Origin of the sequence: Larkinella punicea (assembly GCF_003334855.1) — a bacterium.
GTDB classification, from domain to species: domain Bacteria; phylum Bacteroidota; class Bacteroidia; order Cytophagales; family Spirosomataceae; genus Larkinella; species Larkinella punicea.
In genome coordinates, this window is sequence record NZ_QOWE01000025.1 from 17,101 (window position 1) to 39,026 (window position 21,926).

22 protein-coding genes and 1 pseudogene are annotated in these 21,926 nt (G+C 51.4%); 11 read left to right on the forward strand and 12 right to left on the reverse strand.

Features of this window, described 5'->3' with window-relative positions; all coding sequences use genetic code 11:
• Positions 1 to 161: 161 nt before the first annotated feature.
• Both DUE52_RS25370 and DUE52_RS25375 read right to left on the reverse strand, forming a co-directional pair.
• A complete protein-coding gene (locus tag DUE52_RS25370; protein WP_114408886.1) occupies positions 162 to 2,066 on the reverse strand; it encodes a M56 family metallopeptidase in 1,905 nt (634 codons plus the stop codon).
• Complete coding sequence (locus DUE52_RS25375) at positions 2,053 to 2,442, reverse strand: BlaI/MecI/CopY family transcriptional regulator (protein ID WP_114408887.1); 390 nt, start codon at positions 2,440 to 2,442, stop codon at positions 2,053 to 2,055. Before DUE52_RS25375 ends, DUE52_RS25370 begins: the two co-directional genes overlap by 14 nt.
• A 479-nt stretch (positions 2,443 to 2,921) precedes the next feature.
• Here DUE52_RS25375 and DUE52_RS25380 point away from each other — a divergent pair, with 479 nt between their 5' ends.
• From DUE52_RS25380 to DUE52_RS25395, 4 genes are all read left to right on the forward strand, one after another.
• Positions 2,922 to 3,938 (forward strand): IS110 family RNA-guided transposase, encoded by a 1,017-nt coding sequence (locus DUE52_RS25380; RefSeq protein ID WP_114408888.1) that lies wholly within the window; start codon positions 2,922 to 2,924, stop codon positions 3,936 to 3,938.
• A 441-nt stretch (positions 3,939 to 4,379) separates the two neighbouring features.
• Positions 4,380 to 4,871, forward strand: coding sequence for an ABC transporter permease (locus DUE52_RS25385; protein ID WP_229312310.1), 492 nt, complete (start codon positions 4,380 to 4,382; stop codon positions 4,869 to 4,871).
• Positions 4,868 to 5,029 (forward strand): ABC transporter permease, encoded by a 162-nt coding sequence (locus DUE52_RS25390; RefSeq protein ID WP_229312303.1) that lies wholly within the window; start codon positions 4,868 to 4,870, stop codon positions 5,027 to 5,029. Before DUE52_RS25385 ends, DUE52_RS25390 begins: the two co-directional genes overlap by 4 nt.
• A 100-nt stretch (positions 5,030 to 5,129) precedes the next feature.
• Positions 5,130 to 6,593, forward strand: a complete 1,464-nt coding sequence (locus DUE52_RS25395) for a leucine-rich repeat domain-containing protein (protein ID WP_114408891.1) — start codon at positions 5,130 to 5,132, stop codon at positions 6,591 to 6,593.
• On the opposite strand, the gene DUE52_RS25400 is transcribed toward DUE52_RS25395, so the two are convergent.
• Positions 6,587 to 6,913 (reverse strand): ArsR/SmtB family transcription factor, encoded by a 327-nt coding sequence (locus tag DUE52_RS25400; protein WP_114408892.1) that lies wholly within the window; start codon positions 6,911 to 6,913, stop codon positions 6,587 to 6,589. The genes DUE52_RS25395 and DUE52_RS25400 overlap by 7 nt on opposite strands.
• Positions 6,914 to 7,144: 231 nt before the next feature.
• On the opposite strand from DUE52_RS25400, the gene DUE52_RS25405 reads away from it, so the two are divergent.
• The 5 genes from DUE52_RS25405 to DUE52_RS25425 all read left to right on the forward strand — a co-directional run bounded on the left by DUE52_RS25405 (position 7,145) and on the right by DUE52_RS25425 (position 12,991).
• Positions 7,145 to 7,660, forward strand: coding sequence for a hypothetical protein (locus DUE52_RS25405; protein WP_114408893.1), 516 nt, complete (start codon positions 7,145 to 7,147; stop codon positions 7,658 to 7,660).
• An 18-nt stretch (positions 7,661 to 7,678) separates the two neighbouring features.
• The gene (locus tag DUE52_RS25410) at positions 7,679 to 8,257 is read left to right on the forward strand and encodes a hypothetical protein (protein ID WP_114408894.1); all 579 of its coding nucleotides are present in this window, start codon (positions 7,679 to 7,681) and stop codon (positions 8,255 to 8,257) included.
• Between the two features lies 1 nt (position 8,258).
• Positions 8,259 to 8,543 carry a winged helix-turn-helix domain-containing protein gene (locus tag DUE52_RS25415; RefSeq protein WP_114408895.1) on the forward strand — a complete coding sequence of 95 codons (285 nt, stop codon included), beginning with the start codon at positions 8,259 to 8,261 and terminating at the stop codon, positions 8,541 to 8,543.
• A gap of 121 nt (positions 8,544 to 8,664) precedes the next feature.
• The gene (locus tag DUE52_RS25420; RefSeq protein ID WP_114408896.1) at positions 8,665 to 11,085 is read left to right on the forward strand and encodes an ABC transporter permease; all 2,421 of its coding nucleotides are present in this window, start codon (positions 8,665 to 8,667) and stop codon (positions 11,083 to 11,085) included.
• Positions 11,086 to 11,125: 40 nt separating this feature from the next.
• Entirely contained in the window at positions 11,126 to 12,991 is a 1,866-nt protein-coding gene (locus DUE52_RS25425; RefSeq protein ID WP_114408897.1) for a CocE/NonD family hydrolase, read from the forward strand.
• A gap of 5 nt (positions 12,992 to 12,996) precedes the next feature.
• Here DUE52_RS25425 and DUE52_RS25430 read toward each other — a convergent pair whose 3' ends face one another.
• From DUE52_RS25430 to DUE52_RS25450, 4 genes and pseudogenes are all read right to left on the reverse strand, one after another.
• Complete coding sequence (locus DUE52_RS25430; protein ID WP_114408898.1) at positions 12,997 to 14,061, reverse strand: hypothetical protein; 1,065 nt, start codon at positions 14,059 to 14,061, stop codon at positions 12,997 to 12,999.
• Between the two features lie 214 nt (positions 14,062 to 14,275).
• Positions 14,276 to 14,638 (reverse strand): annotated as a pseudogene (locus DUE52_RS32860) (HepT-like ribonuclease domain-containing protein).
• Entirely contained in the window at positions 14,628 to 14,924 is a 297-nt protein-coding gene (locus DUE52_RS25445; RefSeq protein WP_114408987.1) for a nucleotidyltransferase family protein, read from the reverse strand. The pseudogene DUE52_RS32860 and the gene DUE52_RS25445 overlap by 11 nt, the downstream one beginning before the upstream one ends.
• A 129-nt stretch (positions 14,925 to 15,053) precedes the next feature.
• A complete protein-coding gene (locus tag DUE52_RS25450; protein ID WP_114408988.1) occupies positions 15,054 to 15,524 on the reverse strand; it encodes a Dps family protein in 471 nt (156 codons plus the stop codon).
• A 209-nt stretch (positions 15,525 to 15,733) separates the two neighbouring features.
• On the opposite strand from DUE52_RS25450, the gene DUE52_RS25455 reads away from it, so the two are divergent.
• Entirely contained in the window at positions 15,734 to 16,702 is a 969-nt protein-coding gene (locus DUE52_RS25455; RefSeq protein WP_114408900.1) for a YihY/virulence factor BrkB family protein, read from the forward strand.
• On the opposite strand, the gene DUE52_RS25460 is transcribed toward DUE52_RS25455, so the two are convergent.
• From DUE52_RS25460 to DUE52_RS25480, 5 genes are all read right to left on the reverse strand, one after another.
• Positions 16,703 to 16,906, reverse strand: a complete 204-nt coding sequence (locus DUE52_RS25460) for a hypothetical protein (RefSeq protein WP_114408901.1) — start codon at positions 16,904 to 16,906, stop codon at positions 16,703 to 16,705.
• A gap of 39 nt (positions 16,907 to 16,945) precedes the next feature.
• Positions 16,946 to 18,679: a glutamine--tRNA ligase/YqeY domain fusion protein gene (locus DUE52_RS25465; RefSeq protein WP_114408902.1), complete on the reverse strand. Its 1,734-nt coding sequence runs from the start codon at positions 18,677 to 18,679 to the stop codon at positions 16,946 to 16,948.
• A 64-nt stretch (positions 18,680 to 18,743) separates the two neighbouring features.
• Positions 18,744 to 19,340: a bifunctional nuclease family protein gene (locus DUE52_RS25470; RefSeq protein WP_114408903.1), complete on the reverse strand. Its 597-nt coding sequence runs from the start codon at positions 19,338 to 19,340 to the stop codon at positions 18,744 to 18,746.
• Between the two features lie 113 nt (positions 19,341 to 19,453).
• The gene (locus DUE52_RS25475; protein WP_114408904.1) at positions 19,454 to 20,416 is read right to left on the reverse strand and encodes an electron transfer flavoprotein subunit alpha/FixB family protein; all 963 of its coding nucleotides are present in this window, start codon (positions 20,414 to 20,416) and stop codon (positions 19,454 to 19,456) included.
• A 135-nt stretch (positions 20,417 to 20,551) separates the two neighbouring features.
• On the reverse strand, positions 20,552 to 21,289 hold the full coding sequence (locus DUE52_RS25480; RefSeq protein WP_114408905.1) for an electron transfer flavoprotein subunit beta/FixA family protein: 738 nt from the start codon (positions 21,287 to 21,289) through the stop codon (positions 20,552 to 20,554).
• Positions 21,290 to 21,466: 177 nt separating this feature from the next.
• Here DUE52_RS25480 and DUE52_RS25485 point away from each other — a divergent pair, with 177 nt between their 5' ends.
• A complete protein-coding gene (locus DUE52_RS25485) occupies positions 21,467 to 21,793 on the forward strand; it encodes a tetratricopeptide repeat protein (protein ID WP_114408906.1) in 327 nt (108 codons plus the stop codon).
• Positions 21,794 to 21,926 lie beyond the last annotated feature (133 nt).

Below are 21,926 nucleotides of genomic sequence, written 5' to 3' on the forward strand. Positions count from 1 at the left end.
AAACGGAAGGAAATCCATTGAACTACCGGTAAAAGACAGGATGGGCCGGGAATTACCGGTTTGGGTAGAAATAAGTTAAAACAAGACCCCTGAAAAAATAGACTGACGGGTGTGGGTCTACTTTTTCAGGGGTCTTGAGGTGACTGATTTGCTCTTCTTTTCTACTCTTTCTGTTTTTTAGGAGTGGTTTTCGCTTTCGCCGGCTTGGCCGATTTCGTGGCCTTTGCTTTGGGAGCGCTTTTCGTTTTGATATGCAATACGGTCCCGTTTTTCGTTGACCAGGTGGAGACCTCATCCCCTTCTGCCGGAGCGGGCGGCTCCGGTGGAGTTGGCGGAGTTGGGGCTAGTGCTGCCGGAGGAATAGCTGGGACTGGAGCCATCGCTGCTGCTGGCACATCGGGTGTGGGAGCAGGTGGAACCGGTGGATTAGGCGCTTTCGGCATGTCTTCCGGACGGTTATAGCGTTTCCCATTGTACCAATACAGCCCTTTTACACCCGCCGGTTTGGGCATCCGGGCAGGGCGGGGGGGCGCAGCGGGAACCGGCGCAATAGCTGGCACTGAATCTAGTTGGAGTACTTTCTCCTGCAACCGGAGCACTTCAACGGCATGTAAACTCGCTTTCTCGGCCAAGCCCGCTATTTTCGCCGAAAAAGTCCCCATTGAATCGGTGAAAAGCCGCAGGTGTCCTGTAGTCAATGACTGGAGCTTCGCCATTTGCTGGTTTACCTTTTCCATTTCCTGATCGGTCAGATGCTCCAGTTTCGTTTGCAACTCCAGTTGCTTTTCAAGCTGGATCATGGGCAGGTGGATCTTCTCCATTTCGCGCTCCAGCCGCTCCACCTGTTCCAGGTGGTGATCGAGTTCTGTTTCCAGCCGAATGCGCATCACCGGGTCAACCGCGTCCGTATCGATTGAAAGGGTAAGTGGCTCCGGCTTTTCAACGACCTTGATGCTGATTTCTTCCGGAACCGACCGCTGGCTATTCGTGTCTGAATGCCAGGCATTGATCGTCATGGCGTCGCCATGCGGACGGCTGGTGATTGCCGGACGGTCGACGCGCTGGCCCGTTACCAAACCGGCGAGCAACACCAGACAACCCGCTGCCAGCAGCCCGTTCGGTTTGGACGACGGTTGTTCACTCACGCCGATGACCCGTTTAACGCGCTGCAAAAACGATTGCCTGCGGGCACCAAAAGCCATCGCCAGCGTGGGAGTTACTACCAAAGCCTGCCGACGTTCTTCGAGATGAACCAGGGCCTGAGCGAGACTGGCGCGTTCTCCGCGCAACTGAATGGCCACATCGTCGCAGCAATGCTCCCGCTCTTCCCGAACCCGGGCCGAGAGCCACCAGATGGCGGGGTGAAAAAACAAAATAATCTCGACCGCCGACTGCACCAGATTCACCAGGTAATCATACCGCCGGATGTGCGCCAGTTCGTGGGCCAGCACGGCTTCGACCTGCCGGGGAGACAAACCGGCCAGCAAACCGATGGGAATTAAAATGACGGGTTTCAGCCAGCCAATCGTCATCGGCACCGCTATTTCCGCCGACTCCACCAGCCGAACGGCTTTCGTTATGCCAAGTTGATCGGCTATCTTTTGCACATACGTTTGCCAGGCTTCCGGTGCCGGACTGTTATTCCTCCGTGTCAATCGCTGAACGAACACCCAGCCTCCCAGCAACCGCACCATGAGCAAAACTGCACCCAAAAACCAGACCGTCACGAGCAGGGACAAATGCGGATGAAGCCAGCTCATCAGTTGATCCGACCAATCGCTGGTGAAAGACAAATCCCGAACGATGGCGGTTTGCCGGTCGCCCTGGATCGACAGGGTGGTTCGGACCGGTTCGTAACCCAGCCAGAAGGTTACCACAAAAGCCAGGAGTTGCAGGGACAGCGTTCCGATGCCGATGCCGTAGCGCACCGACGCCGGGCGGTTTTGGGTCAGTCGCAACGCCAGAGCGGCCGCAGCCACGAGCAGGGTTCCCTGCCAGAGCGTATGCACCAAAGCCCAGCCCAGCGCATTCGTAAAGGGTTCTGAAAACACGTTAAAGGCGTTCATCGGGTTCGTTGTTTTCGGGGTTCAGATGGTTGATCAGTTTTTGCAATTCTTCGAGTTCCTGGGGCGTTGCCTTGCTGTTGCCCAACGCCTGCATCACGAGTTTCATGGCCGAACCCCGAAAAGCCGTGTCGACAAACCGGTCGAGCAAATGCTGCTGCGTTTCTTCTTCCCCAATCAAAGCCTGATAGATGTGGTAACGGCCTTCTTCGGTGCGGCTCAGGAGTCCTTTTTCGTGCATGATCTGCATCAGTTTCAGGGTCGTGGTATACCCAATGTCGCGCGTTTGGCTCAGGTGTTCGTTCACCTGCCGCACGGTGCTGGGGCCTTTCGCCCAGAGCACCTGCAAGATTTCCAGTTCAGATTCGGTTGGTTTCATGATTTTTTGTTTACTGTTCGAAGCGGTAGTTTGCGCTGTTGTCGACAACGAATTCAGACCTACGAACTATTTCGTAACAAAGATATACGAATCGTTTCGTAGAAGTCAAGTATTTGATACGAAAGTTTTCGTAATAAATGTTAAAAGTGGCAAATCCGTATTTGATCCGGGTCATTTATCCCATAGGGATTGAGCAGTGCAGCGTCGGTAGAAAATGGGGTTATTTTGGGCGCCAGCGTGCCGATCATACCTTTGTTCGACACCCTCTTTGATTACCATTAACCGAATTATCTTTGGTAGTCACTCGGCTGAGCGGTAGGGGATGGATAAAAACAGCAGTGCCTTAGGTGCCTGACACCGTTACCTATGTGTGTTCCCATCCCCCTGCTTTAACCCACACCGGACAGTTTGTTAGGCCTCGAGCCTGTGTGCATGATGATGGTGCGGTTAAAGCCCACTTAGCCCTAAACGCTATAACAATGATAACAAATTACATCGGAATCGACATTGCCGCCCGCTCCTTTGTTTCAGCCCGCCCCACGCCCGCTGCCAGCTATCAGGTCCAACAGTGGGACTACCAGACGCCCCAACAGATTGCCCACTTCGTCGACAGTCTCAATCCACAGACCGATCACTGTGTGTTGGAAGCGACTGGTAACTACCATCTCCGGTTGACCTATGCGCTGCTCGAAGCGGGCATTTCGGTTTCGGTCGTCAATCCGCTATCGGTCAAGCGCTATGGACAGATGTTGGCCTCCATCACCAAAACGGATCAGCGTGATGCGGTTTTATTGGCGCGGTATGGGCAGCAACAGCAACCGGCAACCTACCGGCAACCCGATCAACATCTACAGTACCTGCGCCAAAGACGAATGGTACTCAACCAGTTGCAACAACAACGACAGGCATTGGCCAACCAGCAACATGCCCTCAGTGTCCATCCCCAGCCTGACGCTTTTAGTCAACAAATCCTCGACCAGCAACAGCTTTATGTAGAGCAGGCAATTGCCGATTTACAAGCTCAGATTAGCCAACTGGTGGCCGACCACTACCAACAGTCTCGCCAGCTACTAGCCTCCATACCGGGCTTCGGAGCCGTGAGCACGGCCGTTTTTTTGGAAGCCTTATCGAGTTTTGAGGGCTGGCAACAACGAGGCTCCAGTAAAGCCTTTGTGAAATATATAGGCCTGGCTCCTACGCTCCACCAATCGGGCCGGTCAGTCCGGGGTGGGAGCCACATCAATCGCTCGGGCGTCCCCTGGTTGCGCCAGAAATTGTGGTTACCGGCCTGTACGCTGGCCATGCGGCTCAAAACCGACACGGTTTTTCAGCGCTTGTACATTCGGTTACGACAGGCGGGTAAATCCTTCAAGGAAGCCATCATTGCCGTCATGCATAAATGGATCCGGGTGGCCTTAGCCGTCTTACAATCGGGGAAGCCGTTTGATTCTCGACTAAACCTGCCAACCGAAGAAAATTTGGTTTCAAACTTGTAAAATTTGACAGTTCATAGGTACGCGACAATTCGCAGTAACCCGGCGGTGGGTCGCGTACCTATCGGCACGCTGGAGGATGATTCCTGGCTTCATGCTACCGACGCTTCGCTGTTATGCCCCTGACGGGGCAGGTCGCGGTGGCATGGAAACCATGCGCTGGATTAGCATAAACATTTATTGGATCACCCGACTCGACTGTCCAGTTTTGTACAGAACGCTGTCCAGAAACGGACAACGTTCATTCTGTTTTCCATTATAAAAACGGCCTTATTTCAATCTATTTACACTTTTGAATGATTAGTCTGCTATTTGCTATGCAAAAGAGAAAGATATTGTGTTAAGTCTCAGCCTCGGTATGGCCTGCGTCATGCTGATTTTCACCCTGATCACCTACCACCTGAGTTTTGACCCTTCCACGCGCACCAGGATCGGATTTGCCGGATTTACACGGAATTTCACGATGACAAGGTTCGGTACAATACCGGCGTTCCCAATCCGCTCGGAACGGTCTTTCGGAATGAACATCCCGTGGTCGAACACGTGGGGCGAATCGCTTTTTTGAAAAAAAGAGTGGTGGAGGTTTCGCCAGCAAAAAAGTTTGAAGAAGACATTGCTTTTGCCGATCCCGAATTTCTGGACATTTTCAATTTCCCACTCGTGCAGGGAAACCCCAAAACCGTGTTGCACGAACGGAACACGGCGATTCTGACGGACCGGGTTGCCCGGAAATATTTTGGCGACGACGATCCCATCGGCAAACTCGTCCACGTCGATGACTCCCTGGTGGTTCGAATCACGGGCATTCTGCGGGACCTTCCGCCCAACACGGATTTTCGCTCCGAAATGTTTATTCCCTTCGACAATTTGAAGGATCATACGCCCTGGATGGTGGAAAAAGACTGGTGGCGGCTATGCTGGCGTGGTGGGTCATGAGTCGCTGGCTGAATGATTTTGTGTACCGGATTGAACTGGGAGCCGGTATTTTCGTCCTCGCCATTGCCATCACTTCTATCATTGCGGTGCTGACCGTCGGGTATCGATCGTTGCGGGCTGCGCTGGCCAACCCTGTGAAATCCCTCCGGTCGGAATAACGGCTTTCGGTGGTGACAACGGTAAAAAAAGTGGAAGGTATTAATTATTCAACTATATTTACCGTTGTTCACCTAAACGATACGTTAAAGGCTTTTCCTCATGCCCAATTACCTCGTAATACTCGCCGGAATCCTGATCACCGGGACGCTGTCGGCCCAAACCATTTGCCTGACCAAACCGGAACACGATGCGGTTGCTAAAAAACTGGCGAAAGAATACGTTCTGGCGCAAACGATCATTGATCCGGGTTTCCGAACGCGTCAACCCGGTTTTCGGACGGTTGATGAAATGGAGCCAAGTGAAAAAAAGTGGTTTGAGTTGAGTGAGCAGTTTGGGAAAGCCCTCAACCAAATGCTCAAACAGGCCAACGTCTTGCAAGACACCACCTGTTACCTGATCGTCAACCTGTATGCCAACCCCGATGGCTCCCTCAACCGGGTTTTTTATGAAGTGGGCCGGAATTTCTCCGTTATGCGCTCCGATAGCCTGGCCACGCTCCGGTTGAAAGAGCGCATCGACCCGGTTTTGTGTCCCTGGTTTTCGACCTATCGTTTCCCCGTTACCGGCGACAAACCGTACCGGTTTTCCTCCGCGCTGGCGATTGGTAAACTGCCTTCCAAACGAAAACTGCGAAAAGGACCGGGAATTATGACCACCCTGGCAGAAGCTGAGAAAACCGCCCGTCCGGATACCGTCAAAAATCTGGTATTGAATACGTTGGAACTGAAGGAGGTACCCGAGGTGATCTACCGGTTTCCCAATCTGGAAATTCTGGATCTGAGCGTCAACAGCCTCAGCGTGATTCCGGAAAAAGTGTTTCTGATTCCGACCCTGAAGCAACTCAATGTTTCCGGCAATCCGCTGGGCAACGAGGGCCTGCACGTGGCCCGCAACAAACATTTGAAAATTCTGAATATTCAATCGACCAAAATCACGGCGATTCCGAAAGCCGTCACCCGCAACCGGCGGCTGGAAAGTCTCTGGCTGGGCTTGAATGATTTTTCGGGAGGAATTAATACGGCACCCTTCCGCCGGTTGCGCCGACTCAAAGACCTGAATCTGTACAAGGCGAAGTTGAATGTGCTGCCCAATCAAATCCGAAGGTTGCGACGGCTGGAGGTTCTTGATCTGTATTACAACAACTTACGCGTTCTGCCGGAGCGCCTTTGCCGCCTGCCACGACTCCAACAACTGGCCATTTCCAACAACAAACTCAATACTTTGCCGGAAAATCTGGGTCGTTTGCGGAAACTTCAGGTGCTGTATACGCACCATAATTTTCTGGGCAGTTTACCCGCCAGCCTTCAAAAACTCTATTATCTACGGATTCTGGATGTCAGTCACAACGCTTTCGTCACGGTTCCCGACCCGGTTTTAACTCTCCCTTATCTGGAAGAACTCGACCTGAGTCACAATCGCCTGACCGACCTGCCTTCCAGCCTGACCCGGATTCAAACGCTTAAGAAACTTTTCGTCCGCGGCAATCCCGTCAGCGAGCAAAAAACCGTTTCTGCCAACCTGATCAAACAGTTGGAAGGGAACAAAACGGAGGTATTTTATTGAGGAACGGACTCGGCCTGATCGACAGCACTCAGAACGGACTTCACCACACCCGGAAATTTTGTTTCCAACTCGTCCAGCCGGAGAGAAGTCAGGCACTGCGTACCTTCGGTTCGGGTGCGAATGATGCCAGCCTCGCGTAAAACCCGCAAATGGTGCGACATCGTCGATTTGGCAACGGGCGTCGCAATGGCCCCGCAGCGTTGCTCCGTCGCGTATTGATCCAGACTTCGCACAAAATTCAGCCGCACCGGATCACTCAGCGCGTGTAAAATGCCGGTTAAGGTAATCTGGTCGATGGTGGGATGTTGGTATTGTTTCATGCGGTTTTTCCTTTCATTTTACCAATCAATCAAAAAAAGTGTAGATACACTAATTGCTAATACAACGATCGGAAAGCTAAAATTAATTCACTTTTGGTCAGGAATATTCATTCCGGATGATTTTTTATTGCAGCCACTTGGTTTATATTATAAACTACTTTATGTTTGTGTCATTATCCCGCATCGGGATTTATTTTTACCAGTTTAGTTTACAATATAAACTACTTTATCATGAAAAAAATCGTACTTTCACTAGTCTGGCTGTTCTTTGTCGTGATGATGACCTTCCGGACGTATGCGCAAACCAGTGATGCAATGCAAAAACTGAGTTTTCTGGAAGGGCAGTGGAGAGGTCCGGCGAAGGCGATGATCGGCCGGGGAAAAGAGCTGAACCTGGTTCAGTCTGAAAATGTGCAATTTAAACTCAACAAACGGGTGCTGCTGATCGAAGGAACCGGCCGGGAACAGGACAAGGTGGTGTTCCAGGCACTGGCGGTTGCGGCTTATGATTCACTAAACCGGAAGTATTCGATGAAAGCCTATACCGCCGAAGGCAATGCCACGGACGCGTATCTGGACGTGAAAGGCGACAACTGGCTGGAATGGGGGTTTGATGTTCAACGCGGAAAAATCCGGTATACCATCAAATTGAACGAAAAAGGACAGTGGCACGAAATCGGCGAGTACAGTCCGGACGGCCAGAAATGGTACCAAAATTTTGAAATGACCTTAGACAAACTGAAGTAACGAACTCCCTGAAAACGAATGGAAACAGAACCGCGAATGAACGAACAGGAAAGCCTTCGGGTGATTCATGCCATGATCGATTCCGCCAAAAAAACCATCCAGGACGACGGCACCCTGTATCTGATGTGGGGATGGCTGGTGTTATTTGCCAGTGTGGCGCATTACCTTTTGATGACCATGACTACTTTTGCGTACCCGTATCTCCCCTGGGCCACGATGCCGATTGCGGGGATCATCAACGCCGTTCTAGTCAGCCGGATGGTGAAACGGCAACCGGTCAAAACCTACATTGGTGAATTTATGGCCTATTTATGGGCGGCTTTTATCGTTTCGATCATCATCCTGCTGGCCTTCATGCCTAAACTCGGGATGGAGAAAACGTACCCGATTTTAATCCTTCTGTACGGCATCGGCACCTTCGTTTCGGGGGGCGCCCTGCGTTTCAAACCGTTGATTATTGGGGGGGCGCTGAACTGGCCAATTGCCGTTGTGGCTTTTTTCGTGCCGTTTGAATACCAATTGTTGTTACTTGGATTAGCCGTCACCTGCAGCTACATCATTCCCGGGCATTTGCTGCGGTTAAATTACAGGAACTGAGATGTTTGATGAACTTGATCCCTTGCTGCACCAGCAGTTGCGTCTGGCCGTGATGTCCTTGTTAATCAGCGTTCAGGAAGCGGAGTTTACGTTTCTGCGCGAAAAAACCGGAGCCACGGCGGGTAATCTGAGTGTTCAGATTACCAAACTAAAAGACGCGGGATACATTGAAGTGACGAAAGGCTATAAAGATAATTTCCCCCAAACCGTGTGTAAAATTACGAGTTTGGGACTTACAGCTTTTGAAAATTACGTGAACGCGCTGGAAAAATACATCAAAAAGTGACCTTCAACTTTTGTCGGGAGCCAGCGGTCTTTTCTCTCATTTAATTTGTACTTTACGGAACAAACAGGCGATTCCAGCGTTCTGGAATCCTTTTCATCCTCATTTCCTCCCGTTCCGGCCAATGCTCCGACATTACTGTACCGTTGTTTTCAGAAATATTTTTCGTCATAAAGTCTATACCGGCATAGTCGTAACCGGCCTGGCGGTTGGTATGGCCGCATTCCTGCTCATTTCCGGCTACGTCCGCTTTGAACAGAGCTACGACCGGATTCACCCGGACGGCGAGCGAATTTACCGGGTCGAAAGCCGGTTTTTCAAAAATGGCGTCGAAACCGATCACTGGGCTACCAGCTCCAACGGCTACGTGCCGGCCATGAAACAGGCTTTCCCCGAAATTGAAACCTACACCCGCATTGCCTGGCGCGGTTCGACCCGCGTGGTGCGGCACGAAGAAACCAAGTTTCGGGAGAACCACGTCTGTTTTGCCGATTCCAACTTTTTTACGTTTTTCAACTATCCGGTTCTCAAAGGCGATCGCAACACCTTTCTGGCGTCACCCAACACGATTGTGATATCGGCGTCGGCGGCCCGGCGGTATTTTGGCAACACCGATCCGTTGGGGAAATATCTGGATGTCAGCACCATCGCCAGTTCGTACCATTGCCAGGTGACGGGCGTTTTTGCCGATCTGCCACCCAACTCCACCATGCAGTTCGACATGTTGCTGTCGTGGACCACCTCGCACCGGCGGAACTGGGATTTCTGGTACCAGCACGAAAGCTATTCCTTTGTGCGGCTTCGTCCACAGACCGATCCCGCCAGGGTGATCGCCAAGTTTCCGGCTTTGTCCGAAAAGTATAAAACTGCCGAAGCCCTGCGCGATCACGTCTGGGCCATTGCCCTCGTCCCCCTGCACGACATGCACCTGAACCCGGCTACGCAGAATGAAATCGAGGTGAAAGGAAACCGGCGGGCGGTTCAGTTTCTGTCGGCCATTGCCTTCGTGATCCTCATCATCGGCTGGGTCAATTACATCAACCTCTCGACCGCCCGGGCGATGGATCGGGCCAAAGAAATCGGGATTCGGAAAACCGTTGGCTCGCACAAGGCCCTGCTGGTGTTTCAGTTTTTGTTTGAATCGCTGCTGCTCAATGGGCTGGCGTTGCTGCTGGCGGTTATTCTTGTCGTTGTTGCCCACTTCGTTTTGCCCGTCTTTCTGGATCTGCAAAACGCATCGTTCGACTGGTCGGAACCCGGCCAGTATGGTCTATTTGCCTTGATTTTCTGGTTTGGCGTAGCCATTTCCGGGATTTATCCGGCGCTGGTGCTGTCGCAGGTCAAACCGGCGCTGGCGTTGAAAGGGCAATACCGGTTTACGGGCAGCGGAGCGTTTTTGCGCAAAGGACTGGTCGTGTTTCAGTTTGCCGCATCGATGGTTCTGATCGTGGGTACCTTTGTCGCCTGGCGTCAACTCTCCTTCATGATGAACCAGAATCTGGGCGTCCGGGTCGATCAGGTTTTGGTGTTGAAAGCCCCGGTAAAAACCGAGCAGTATAGCCGGAAAACCCAGACGCTGAAAAATGAATTGAAAGCCATTCCGGGCATAACGGAGGTGACGGGTTCGGGGGCGGTTCCGGGCAAGGAGGTGGGGCAGATGCTGGCCAACCGTCGTTTGCATGAAGAACCCAGCGCCGATCGGCTCTACGAAATGCTGATGATCGACTTCGATTTTATCAAAACCTTCGATCTCAAACTGGTCGCGGGTCGTTCGTTCGACCGCAGTCGCCCCGCCGATTCGCTGGGGCTGGTGCTGAACGAATCGGCGGTGAAGCAATTCGGTTTTCAGTCTAACGAACAGGCCATCGGCGAAAAAGTGCTGCTGGAATCGACCCACGACCGGCCGAACGAGATCATTGGCGTTGTCAAAGATTACCACCAGCAGTCGCTCCAGAAGCAATTCACGCCCCTGATTTTGTTCATGGACCCCGACTACCGCTGGTTGCCGACAGATTTTTACTCCCTGAAAATCAATACCGATCAGGTGGATGGATTGGTCGAAAAAGTGCAGACCGTGTGGGGGCGGTTTTTTCCGGAATCGTCGATGGATTACTTTTTTCTGGATGATTTTTTCAACCAGCAATACCGGCAGGACCGGCAGTTTGGCCGTACTTTTATTCTGTTTTCGTCGCTGGCTGTTTTGATTGCCTGCATGGGTTTGTTCGGGATGACGTCCTACAGCACGGCCCGTCGAACCAAAGAAATTGGCGTTCGGAAAGTATTGGGTGCATCGGTGGCCAGTGTGTTGCGGTTGCTGGCGTGGGAATCCGTCCGCTTGTTGCTGCTGGCGGGCTTGCTGGCGATTCCGGTGTCGTGGTATCTGATGACCCAATGGCTGTCGGTTTATGCCTTTCGGATTGACTTGAATCCGATTCATTGGCTGGTGCCGATGCTGATTCTGGTGGTGATCGCTCTGGCAACCATCAGTTACCTGACGGTTAACGCAGCATTAGCGAATCCGACGAAGTCGTTACAGAATGAATAGAATAGTACCTAATCATGGGCGAAGGTCCGTAGATCCATTTATGAAAATACGATTTTTGGTTATTTATTTCGTGGTACTTGCGGTCCGTAGTTTCGCGCAGGCTCCGGCGGCCAATCCCTTCATCAAAGAAAACTACACCAAGGTTGAATACCAAATTCCGATGCGCGACGGGGTCAGATTGTTCACGGCGGTGTATGTACCGAAAGACATTTCGGCCGAAAAGAAGTACCCGGTGCTGATGCAACGGACGCCGTATTCCTGCCGGCCTTACGGCGCCGACCAATTTCCGACCCGGCGGTTTGGCCCTTCCGAGTTTGTCATGAAAGACAAATACATCTTTGTGTATCAGGACGTTCGGGGACGTTGGATGAGTGAAGGCATTTTCCAGGAAATGACCCCGCAGATTGCCAATAAAAAGGCCAAAACCGATGTGGACGAAAGCACGGACACCTACGATACGGTGGATTGGCTAATTAAAAACATCCCGAATAACAACGGGAAAGTCGGGCAGTGGGGCATTAGTTACCCCGGTTTTTATGCCTCCGTAGGGGCTTTAAGCGGGCATCCGGCGCTGGTGGCGTCCTCTCCGCAGGCCCCGATGGCCGATCTCTGGCGGGACGACAGCTACCACAACGGCGTTTTTCTGATTCCGCACAACTTCAATTTCTACCCCTATTTTACGAACCGGACGGACGGAAAACCGACGAAAACCGCAGCCACGACCGAATTCAACTACGGCACCGAAGATGGTTATGAGTTCTTTCTGAACCTCGGCCCGATGAAAAATTCGCAGAAACCGGAATTGTACGGCGGAAAAGATCCGTACTGGAACGGCAATCTGGCGCATCCGAATTACGACGAATTCTGGCAGTCGCGGAACATTTTGCCGCATTTGAAAGACATCAAACACGCCGTCATGATTGTCGGGGGCTGGTACGACGCCGAGGATTTACACGGTATTTTCAAAACCTATTCGGCCATTGAAAAACAGAATCCCGGCATTTATAACATTCTGGTGGCTGGTCCGTGGACGCATGGCGGGTGGAACGACACGGGTGAGCAATTGGGAAGCGTGAGTTTTGGTGAGAAAACCGGGCCGTATTTTCAGGAAAACATTGAGCGGAAATTCTTTGCCTATTTCCTGAAAGGGGAGGGCGACGCCAAATTTCCCGAAGCCCAGGTCTTTGAAACCGGAACAAACCAATGGCGCAGCTTCGATGCCTGGCCGCCCAAAACCGCCGTCGAAAAGAGTTTGTATCTGTTGCCGGGTGGAAAACTAGCGTTTGAGGCTCCGGCAGCAAACACCGGTTTTTCAGAATTTATCTCCGATCCGGCGAAACCGGTGCCGTTTACCGAAACCATCTCGCTCGACATGAACCGCGACTATATGGTAGAAGACCAGCGGTTTGCCGCCCGCCGACCCGATGTACTGGTGTTCCAAACCGACGTGCTGGACAAAGACGTGACCCTGGCTGGGAATCTGCTCGCCAATCTGAAGGTCTCGACCACCGGCACCGATGCCGACTGGATGGTGAAACTGATCGACGTGTATCCGGGGGATGCGAAGGACAACACCAATACCGCCAAAAATGAGAAGATGAGCAGTTTTCAGCAGATGATCCGGCATGACGCATTTCGGGGCAAGTTCCGGGAAGACAAGACCAAGCCCAAACCGTTCAAGCCCGGCGAGATTACCGCCGTCAACTACGAGCTGATCGATGTGCTGCATACCTTCAAAAAAGGCCACCGCATCATGGTGCAAGTGCAAAGCACGATGTTCCCGCTCTACGACCGCAACCCGCAGAAGTTTGTGCCGAACATTCACAACGCCAGCGAAGCCGACTTTCAAAAAGCCACCCACCGGGTGTACGGCAGTAGCTTTTTGAAAGTTAGGGTGGTGGAGTAACGCCTTTACAAACAGCCGCCAACGGCTCCGTTCAGGTTAAACCGAAACCGGTCTTCGGCGTAATATTGCATGGTGTTGGGGGTGGTACAGCCGCCTTTGGCCACAATCGCGTCGTACGTGGCATTGTTAACGATAAAGAAATCTTTGGCCCCAATGCCCGTGGGCAAAATCCAGCTTAGTTGGAACTCGATGGTTTGGGTGTCCCCAACCGCCAGGGTTGCCAGACTGGATAGATCGACGCTTACCAGGTTCGAAGCTTCGATACGCGAGGGCAAAGATGAGGTGGAATAGCGGAACGAATACACCGGGCTTGCCGGGGCCGCGCGTAACCGTCTGAGTGTAGCCCGGATTTTAAAAGTAGCGCTTGGCCCCGCCGTCCTAAAGGCCTGAGCGGCTGCCAGTGTAACGGCACAATCGGCAGACGTCAGCGTTTTGATGACAGCCGGACCGGCATTGGCCAGGATTTCGATGCTTTCAAAATTGAATTCCGGCGGGTATCGCAGGCAGCGTTCCAGTTCGCAGGGGGAGGTGGTGGTAAAGTAGCAATAAATGTTATTCGGTAGTCGGATAATGAGCCTTCCATAGATACTCCACGGATATTTTCGAAGATCCACTTCCTGAATAATCATCGGCAAGGTCAAAGGGGTGGGGTAGTCCAGTACCTGGTAATCAATCTGAACGGCTTTGGGGGAAATAAGCTGGGCGTCAGGTAGATCGATGTTGCCTTCTTTAAGAAGCTGCGAAAGCGGGAAGGCTTCAGCCTGTAGGAATTGATCTTTTTCGCCGTATAGAACCCGGATAACCGCCGGATTTTTGGCCTGTTTTAATCGTGAATATTGCTCCGGGGTGAGGGCGAATCGTGTGCCGTAATATCCCCCGTTCTTATCCTGTTTAACCGGTGGTGGGGGAACCAACTCAGCCGCCTTCTGATCGAGCAGAAGGGTTTTCCCATCCAGTCCCACCAGCCAGACTTTTAGCGAGTCATTCGGAACCTGATGGGGTGTGGGTGTGCAACGGATAACCAAGAGAATCAGCAGAGTCGAAGCGACGAAGGCGAGACGTTTCCACATGGCTTTGAAGGAGTTAGGATGAAGTCATACCGGTATGATCGGCACAATACTACCTTCTTTTTCGTTTGAGTAACGGAATTTATTAGGAAACGGTAAAACGATTAATGAAATGGTAAAGTATCTGGTAGTAAGGGATGTCCAGATGGGGATGATTGGTATGAAAAAACAAGGTACTTAATTCAGGTTGTATTCATAACTGGAAAGGAAAAGGCTATCACTCAATGCTATCACTGAATTTTGTAGCGATGAGAGATTCGATTTTTTCCTTTAATGGAGGAATATCTTTTTGTATAGAAGTCCAGATAATATCGTAACTGATGCCAAAATATTCATGAACTAGAATGTTTCGGACAGCTTTTAGAGTTCTCTATTCTATTTCCGAAAACTCCTGTTTTAGATCTTCGCTCAAGGCTGCTGCGGCCTCTCCAACGATCTCTAATAATTTTACCAAAGCCAGGCGAAGTTGAAAGTTGTTCATATAACTTTCAAAATCAATACCATCGGTGAAGTTTTCGATATGGTCAATGGCTTCACGGATATGCTGAATTCGTTGTCGATCGCCAAGGCTACTTTTCATAAACTAGAATCCGATCCTGGTCGATGAAAGGGCGGATTGTGGGAGCAACCCCGCTTTCGGAAATGACGTCAACTTTCTGGGTTAGTAATTCTTCCAATTGCCAGGAAATTCGAGCTTGATCAAATAAAGTAGCTCCTTTCGCAAACTCAACTAGTAAATCGATGTCACTGTCCTCGTTTTCTTCTCCCCGGGCAAGAGAGCCAAATAAATAGACACGCACAACTGGTTGTTGAGAAAAGTAAAGTTGAAGGGCCTCGGCCAATGTCGATTTAACAGTCGTTACCATACTGATGGAAATCGTATTTGCCAAAAATAACAAAATACACGGATAGTTTTCTCAATTAGAAAGGTTTCCTCTAACGAAAACCCCCGGCATCCGTCAGGAAACCGGGGGTTTTTCTCCAAAACCGGGGCGTTACGATAAATACTTCCGCAGCATCCAGGCCATTTTTTCGTGGGCTTCCATCAAAGCCGTCAGAAAGTCGGCGGTTCCGGCATCTTCCAGTTCCTCGCACTTGCTGACGTCTTCACGCAGCTCGCGGATCGATTGTTCGTGATCGTCCAGCAGCCGTTTGAACATATCTTCGGTTTTCACTTCGCTACTCTTGTCTTCCTTTAAACTGGTGTGTTTCAGGAAATCCTCCATCGTCGACAATGGACGGCCGCCCAGTGTGCGGATTCGTTCAGCCACTTCGTCGATGGCCGCTTCAAGCTGGGTGTATTGTTTCTCGAAAAACTCGTGGTATTCCAGAAAGCTCGGCCCGCTGACATTCCAATGGTATTTACGGGTTTTAATGTATAACACATGCTGATCGGCCAGAAGAGCGTTCAGCAGCTCGTTGACTTGTTTAAGGGTGTCCTGATCAAGACCAATGTTGAGTTTCATGTTGTGTGATGTCTTAAAATGAAAAGGCGGCTTTCCATCAGCAGCCTCATTTAAAACCATCGAAACGCCGGTTTGTTTACCCGAAGGCCCAAACAACGCGCCAGCATTGTGGTTTAGATTTTAACAAATTTGCCCCCAACCCCCTGAAGGGGGCTAACAGCACTCAGTAAAAGCCCCCTTCAGGGGGTTGGGGGCAACACCAACAACGTATGGCACAATCAAAATACAAGAAGTTCTTCACCGATGCATGGACGCTGCTGATGGGGACTTTCAATGGGTTTATGGACGACCGGGGACTAAAGCTCAGTGCCGCGCTGGCCTACTATACGGTTTTTTCCCTGGCACCGCTGCTGGTTTTACTGATTTCGATCACCAGCATTTTTTATGGTGAAGAGGCTATTCGGGGGCAGGTTTTCTCGCAGATCAACGGCCTGGTTGGTAATCAGGCTGCCGTTCAGATCCAGGAAATGATTAAAAGTGTGGAGCTATCCGGGAAAACGAACGTTGCCCTGATTACCGGTATTTTCACCCTGATTCTGGGTGCTACCAGCATTTTTGTGGAAATTCAGGATTCGATCAACCTGATCTGGCGCGTGAAAGCCAAGCCCAAACGGGGCTGGGTTAAAATACTGAAAGACCGGTTGTTGTCTTCTTCGTTGATTGTGAGCCTGGGTTTTTTGCTGGTGGTCTCACTGGTCGTCAACGGCGTTATTCTGGCATTGAGCGATATCTTGACGCGCCATTTCCCGGACATTGCTGTAATTTTTGCTCAAGCGCTCAACTTTATCATAAGCATGGGCGTTGTGGCTGTGCTTTTCGGGGTCATTTTTAAAGTACTGCCCGATGCTAAAATTGCCTGGAGAGACATTCGCTGGGGGGCTATTTTCACCGCCTTGCTCTTCATGCTGGGGCGTTATTTGATTGGACTTTACATCGAAACTACCAGTACAGGGTCGACGTACGGGGCCGCTGGATCACTCATCGTCATTCTGGTCTGGATTTATTATACGGCCGCCATCCTGTATTTCGGTGCTGAATTCACGCAGGTTTATGCAGAACATTACGGCATCAAAATCGAGCCTGCGGATTATGCGGTGTATGTCGAGCAACAGGAAAAAGAGCGGGAAGTTCGAACGTTGCCCCCGCAAAAAAACACCGAACCCGTCAAAAAAGACTAACTAGTTCAGGTCAGTATACCCGTATTCTTTTCGAAGAATTTCCTTTACAATCGTTTCTTCCTCATCGTCTAAACCGTCGATGGTCAAATCTGATGCGTCCGGTTCAACGGTAATCGTATGCTTTTTCTCTTTATTCAGAAAAGGCATCCGTTTTTCCATCACCTCGGCTGCGTCCTGCTGTAGTTTTTCCTGCTGTGGGGTCATAGGGGTAGAAATCTGGTTGGGCTAAGTAAACCGTAAAAGTTATGATTTGCGTTGCTCTTTCGCCCAGGTGTCCTTCAATGTCACCGTCCGATTGAAAACCAGTTTTTCGTTGGATGAGTCCGGATCGATGCAGAAATACCCTTTGCGAATAAACTGAAAACGATCGCCAGGTTGGGCGGTTTTTAGCGAAGGCTCCACGTAGGCCCGAACAATTTCAAGCGACTTGGGATTGATAAACTCCTTGAAATCACGGTCTTCTGATGATGGATCTTCACTTGTCAGCAGCCGGTCATACAGCCGCACTTCGGCTTCAACGGCGTGGGCCACCGAAACCCAGTGAATCGTACCTTTCACGTTGATGCCCGAGGTATCCGAACCGCTCCGGCTTTCCGGAATGTATACGCAGCGCAGCTCTACAATATCCCCCTCCTCATTCTTAACGACTTCCTCGCATTTGATAATGTAAGCTCCCTTGAGCCGAACCATACCGCCGGGCGACAACCGGAAGTATTTTTTGGGCGGATTTTCCAGAAAATCATCCCGTTCAATGTAAAGTTCCCGCGAAAATGGCACGTTGCGGTGGCCGCTTTCGTGGTCTTCGGGGTTGTTTTCAATCGCTACCTCATCGACCTGGCCTTCCGGATAATTGGTCAACACCACTTTGATCGGTTTTTCGTCGACCACCGCCATCACCCGCGTTGTGGTTTTGTTCAGCTCTTCACGAATGCAGAATTCGAGCAGGCCCACGTCGATCAGATTGTCGCGCTTGGCAATCCCGATGCGGTCGGCAAACTCCCGAATGCTGGCCGAGGTGTAGCCACGACGGCGAATCCCGGCAATGGTTGGCATCCGCGGATCATCCCAGCCCGTAACGTGGCCTTCGTTGACCAGTTGCAGCAATTTCCGCTTGCTCATGACGGTATACGTCAGGTTCAGCCGCGCAAACTCAATTTGCCGGGACGGGAAAATTCCCAGTTTCTCGATGTACCAGTCGTAAACTGGCCGGTGAACTTCAAACTCCAGGGTGCAAAGCGAGTGTGTAATCTGCTCGATGGAATCCGATTGACCGTGGGCAAAATCGTACATCGGATAAATGCACCAGGCATCGCCCGTCCGGTGGTGATGGGCGTGTTTGATCCGGTACATGATCGGATCGCGGAAGTGCATGTTGGGCGACGCCATATCGATTTTGGCGCGCAATACCTTGGCTCCGTCGGGATATTCCCCGGCTTTCATCCGACGAAACAGATCCATGTTTTCCTCCACCGACCGCGTCCGATACGGGCTTTCTTTTCCCGGCTCCGTTGGCGTACCTTTCTGAGCAGCAATCACTTCCGCCGTCGAGTCATCAACGTAGGCGTATCCTTTCTGAATCAGATTCTCGGCAAACGCGTAGAGCTGATCGAAATAATCCGACGCATAAAACTCATTTTCCCATTCGAAGCCCAGCCAGCGAACATCGGCTTTGATCGACTCAACGTACTCGGTATCTTCGGTAACGGGGTTGGTATCGTCGAAGCGGAGGTTGGTTTTTCCGCCGTATTTATCCGCCAGCCCAAAATTCAGGCAAATGGATTTGGCGTGACCGATGTGCAAATAGCCGTTGGGCTCGGGCGGAAAGCGTGTGTGAACACGGCCTCCGTTTTTGCCGTTGGCAATATCTTCTTCAACAATTTGCTCGATGAAATTCAACGAACGTTCCGCAGGGGCATCGCTCCGGCGTTCCGATTCGTTGGAAATACGGTTATTGGTATCGTTGGGTACTTCAGGCATACCGCTTGAATCAGGGGTGAAAGGACTAATTTACAGCCTTCGGTTGGCTTTGGCAAAAGGAAGACTAATTACGACGGCTCATTTCGTCCCGAATCTTGGCGGCTTTTTCATATTCCTCCTTTTTCAGGGCTTCGTCCAACGATTGCTGCAACTCGTCGTGCGTCATATCCTTCAGTTGTTCGGTCAACGAACGGGACGAGCGCGACGCGGGCTGGGGAACCAGTTCTTCCTGCTCCTCGCTTTCGTCGGTGACGCTGGCCGTGATGCCGGCTTCTGAAAGAATGGATTCGTAGGTGTAAATCTGAACGTTAAACCGGATGCCAATCGCGATGGCGTCGGACGGGCGGGCATCGACTACGGTTTCCCGCGTGCCGTCGGTGCAAACGATCCGGGCGAAGAAAATCCCTTCCCGCAGGTCGGAAATCACGATTTCGCGAACCGTAAAGCCGAATTTGTCAGCAAATGATTTGAAGAGGTCGTGGGTCATCGGGCGGTTGGGCACAATCTTCTCGATCTCGATGGCAATGGCCTGAGCTTCAAACATACCGATGATGATTGGCAACCGGCGGTTCCCATATTCTTCTCCCAATACCAACGCAAATGAACCCGACTGCGATTGGCTGGGCGACAAACCTAAGATTTCAAGTCTAATCTTCTCCACGGCGCAAAGTTAATAGAGTTTGGGAGTTTAGCGGTTGGCGGGTTTAGGAGTTTTTTCACCAGAAACTAAAAAATCCCAAATTCGACAACCGCTAACCGCCCAAACGCCCCAAATTACAACTCCTGTACCGCTTTCGTCAGCCGGGGCAGCACTTCGAACACATCGCCGACGATGCCGTAGTCCGCCGATTTGAAAAACGGTGCTTCAGGGTCTTTGTTGATAACTACAATGACCTTCGATGAGTTCACACCGGCCAAATGCTGGATGGCACCGGAAATGCCGCAGGCAATGTAGAGATTCGGGCTGATTTTGATCCCGGTCTGTCCGACGTGCTCGTGGTGGGGCCGCCAGTCCAGATCCGAAACCGGTTTGGAACAGGCCGTGGCCGCGTGCAGGGCTTTGGCCAGATCTTCGACGATTCCCCAGTTTTCCGGACCTTTCAGTCCACGGCCTGCCGAAACGACCAGATCCGCTTCGGGCAGCAGAATGTCGCCGGTGGCTTTTTCTACGTTGGTCACTTTAACGGCAAAATCGGTGTCATTCAAAGCCGGTTTGAACGCTTCAACCGTCGCAGTGGCTTCGGTTTCTTCCGGTGTAATGGTATTTTTCTTGATCGCGAGAATTTTTTTCTCCGCCGTCAATTCCGTGAAGGCAAACGCTTTTCCGGTGAAAATGCTGCGTTTAACCCGAAAACCGCTGCTCACATCCGGCAACTCGATCACGTTGGCTGCCAGGCCGGCTTTCAGTTTTCCGGCCAGCCGGGCCGCCATCGAATCAGCCAGGGACGATTTCGCCAGCACAATCACGTCGGCTCCTTCCTGGTTGGCGGCTTCGGCCACCACACTGGCGTAGGCCATCGCGTTGCCTTCGTTCAGTTGGGCATCGCTGGCGTGCAGTACTTTGGTCGCGCCAAACCGCCCGGCTTTCGCCAGTTCGTCGGCGTTGCCTTCACCCAGCACAATGGCGGTGGTGGATGTGCCGGTGAGTGCGGCTACTTTTGAACCGTAGTATATGGCTTCGAGCGATGATTTCTTCAACGCGCCTTCATCGAGTTCTGCAAAAATTAAGACTGACATTTTAGAGAGAATTATAAGGTTATGGAAGGGGTTGTGTCGCGGAGTTGAGCGGAGAACAGCAGAGTTAAGCGGAGTTTATTAATAAAATCTCTGCGTAACTCCCTTTTACTCCGCTCAACTCTGCGAAATAACTCTTTAAATTACTTTTGCTTCGGTTCGCAGCAACTTGATCAACGTTTCGGCTTCCGAAGCGGGGATCATTTTGCAGGCTCCGCGGGCGGGGGGGAGTTCGTAGTTGGTAATGTGGGTGAGGGTGTCTTTGCCCGTGGCTTCCACCACCTTCAGCGGTTTCGTTCGGGCGCTCATGATGCCGCGCATGTTCGGAATTTTCCATTCGGCAATGGGTTCCTGACAGCCCAGCACCAACGGCAAACCGGCTTCCAGTTCCTCGTGACCACCTTCGATTTCCCGCGTGATTTTCGCTGTTGTGCCTTCCACGGCTAACTTCATAACCGGCGAGATGGATGGTAGCCCCAGCATTTCGCCCACAATGCCGTGGACCTGACCGCCGTTGTAGTCGATGGATTCACGGCCCATCAGAATCAGGTCATAGCTGTTTTCTTTGGCAATAGCGGCAATTTGTTCGGCCACAAAATAGGCGTCGGTGGGCTCGGCATTGACCCGGATGGCGTCGTCGGCACCAATGGCAAGGCATTTCCGGATCACCGGATCGGCGTCGGATTCACCCACGTTCAAAACCGTAACGGTGCCGCCCAGTTGTTCTTTCAACTCGACAGCCCGCGAAAGGGCATAATCGTCGTAAGGGCCGGTAATAAACTGCACACCGGCTTTATTCAGTTTGGTATTGTTGTCCGTGAGGGTAATTTTGGTGATCGTGTCCGGAACACTGGTGACACACACTAAAATCTTCATGATGACTGTGGTTTAGACGTGATGGCGGCAAAAATACAAACTTGTCTTAAATAAAACGTATGCGTGCATACTAATATTTGGTAATGGGCTATTCGGGTTTACGATACCGGTTTGGAGACACCGTTGCCAGAAGTCCGCCGATTATACCGTAAACTGAAAACCGTAAACTGTACCCCAATGAACGACAATCGAATTCAACTGTTGCTTCACTATATAGAAGAACAACCCGAAGACCCTTTCAATGTTTACGCCCTGGCCATGGAATATCGGGACGAGCAGCCTGACCAGGCCCTGCTGTATCTGACGCAGTTGCTCGATCAACATCCGGCCTATTTGCCAACCTATTACCACGCGGCTGCACTCTATGCCGAACAGGAAAACCGGGCAGCAGCGGAGGAAATTTACCGGCAGGGAATCGAACTGGCCCGTGCTCAAAAAAATGAAAAAGCGTTTCAGGAATTGAGCCGGGCTTACCGGGCGTTTCAGGATGATGACGATTCCTGACGACACATTGATGGTTTGAGTATCTTTGTGCTGAAAACGAATTAAAGAGGATGGGAACACGGATTGAACGGATGAAACGGATCGGAACAAGTAACAATCGGTGTAAATCCGTTTCATCCGTTCAATCCGTGTT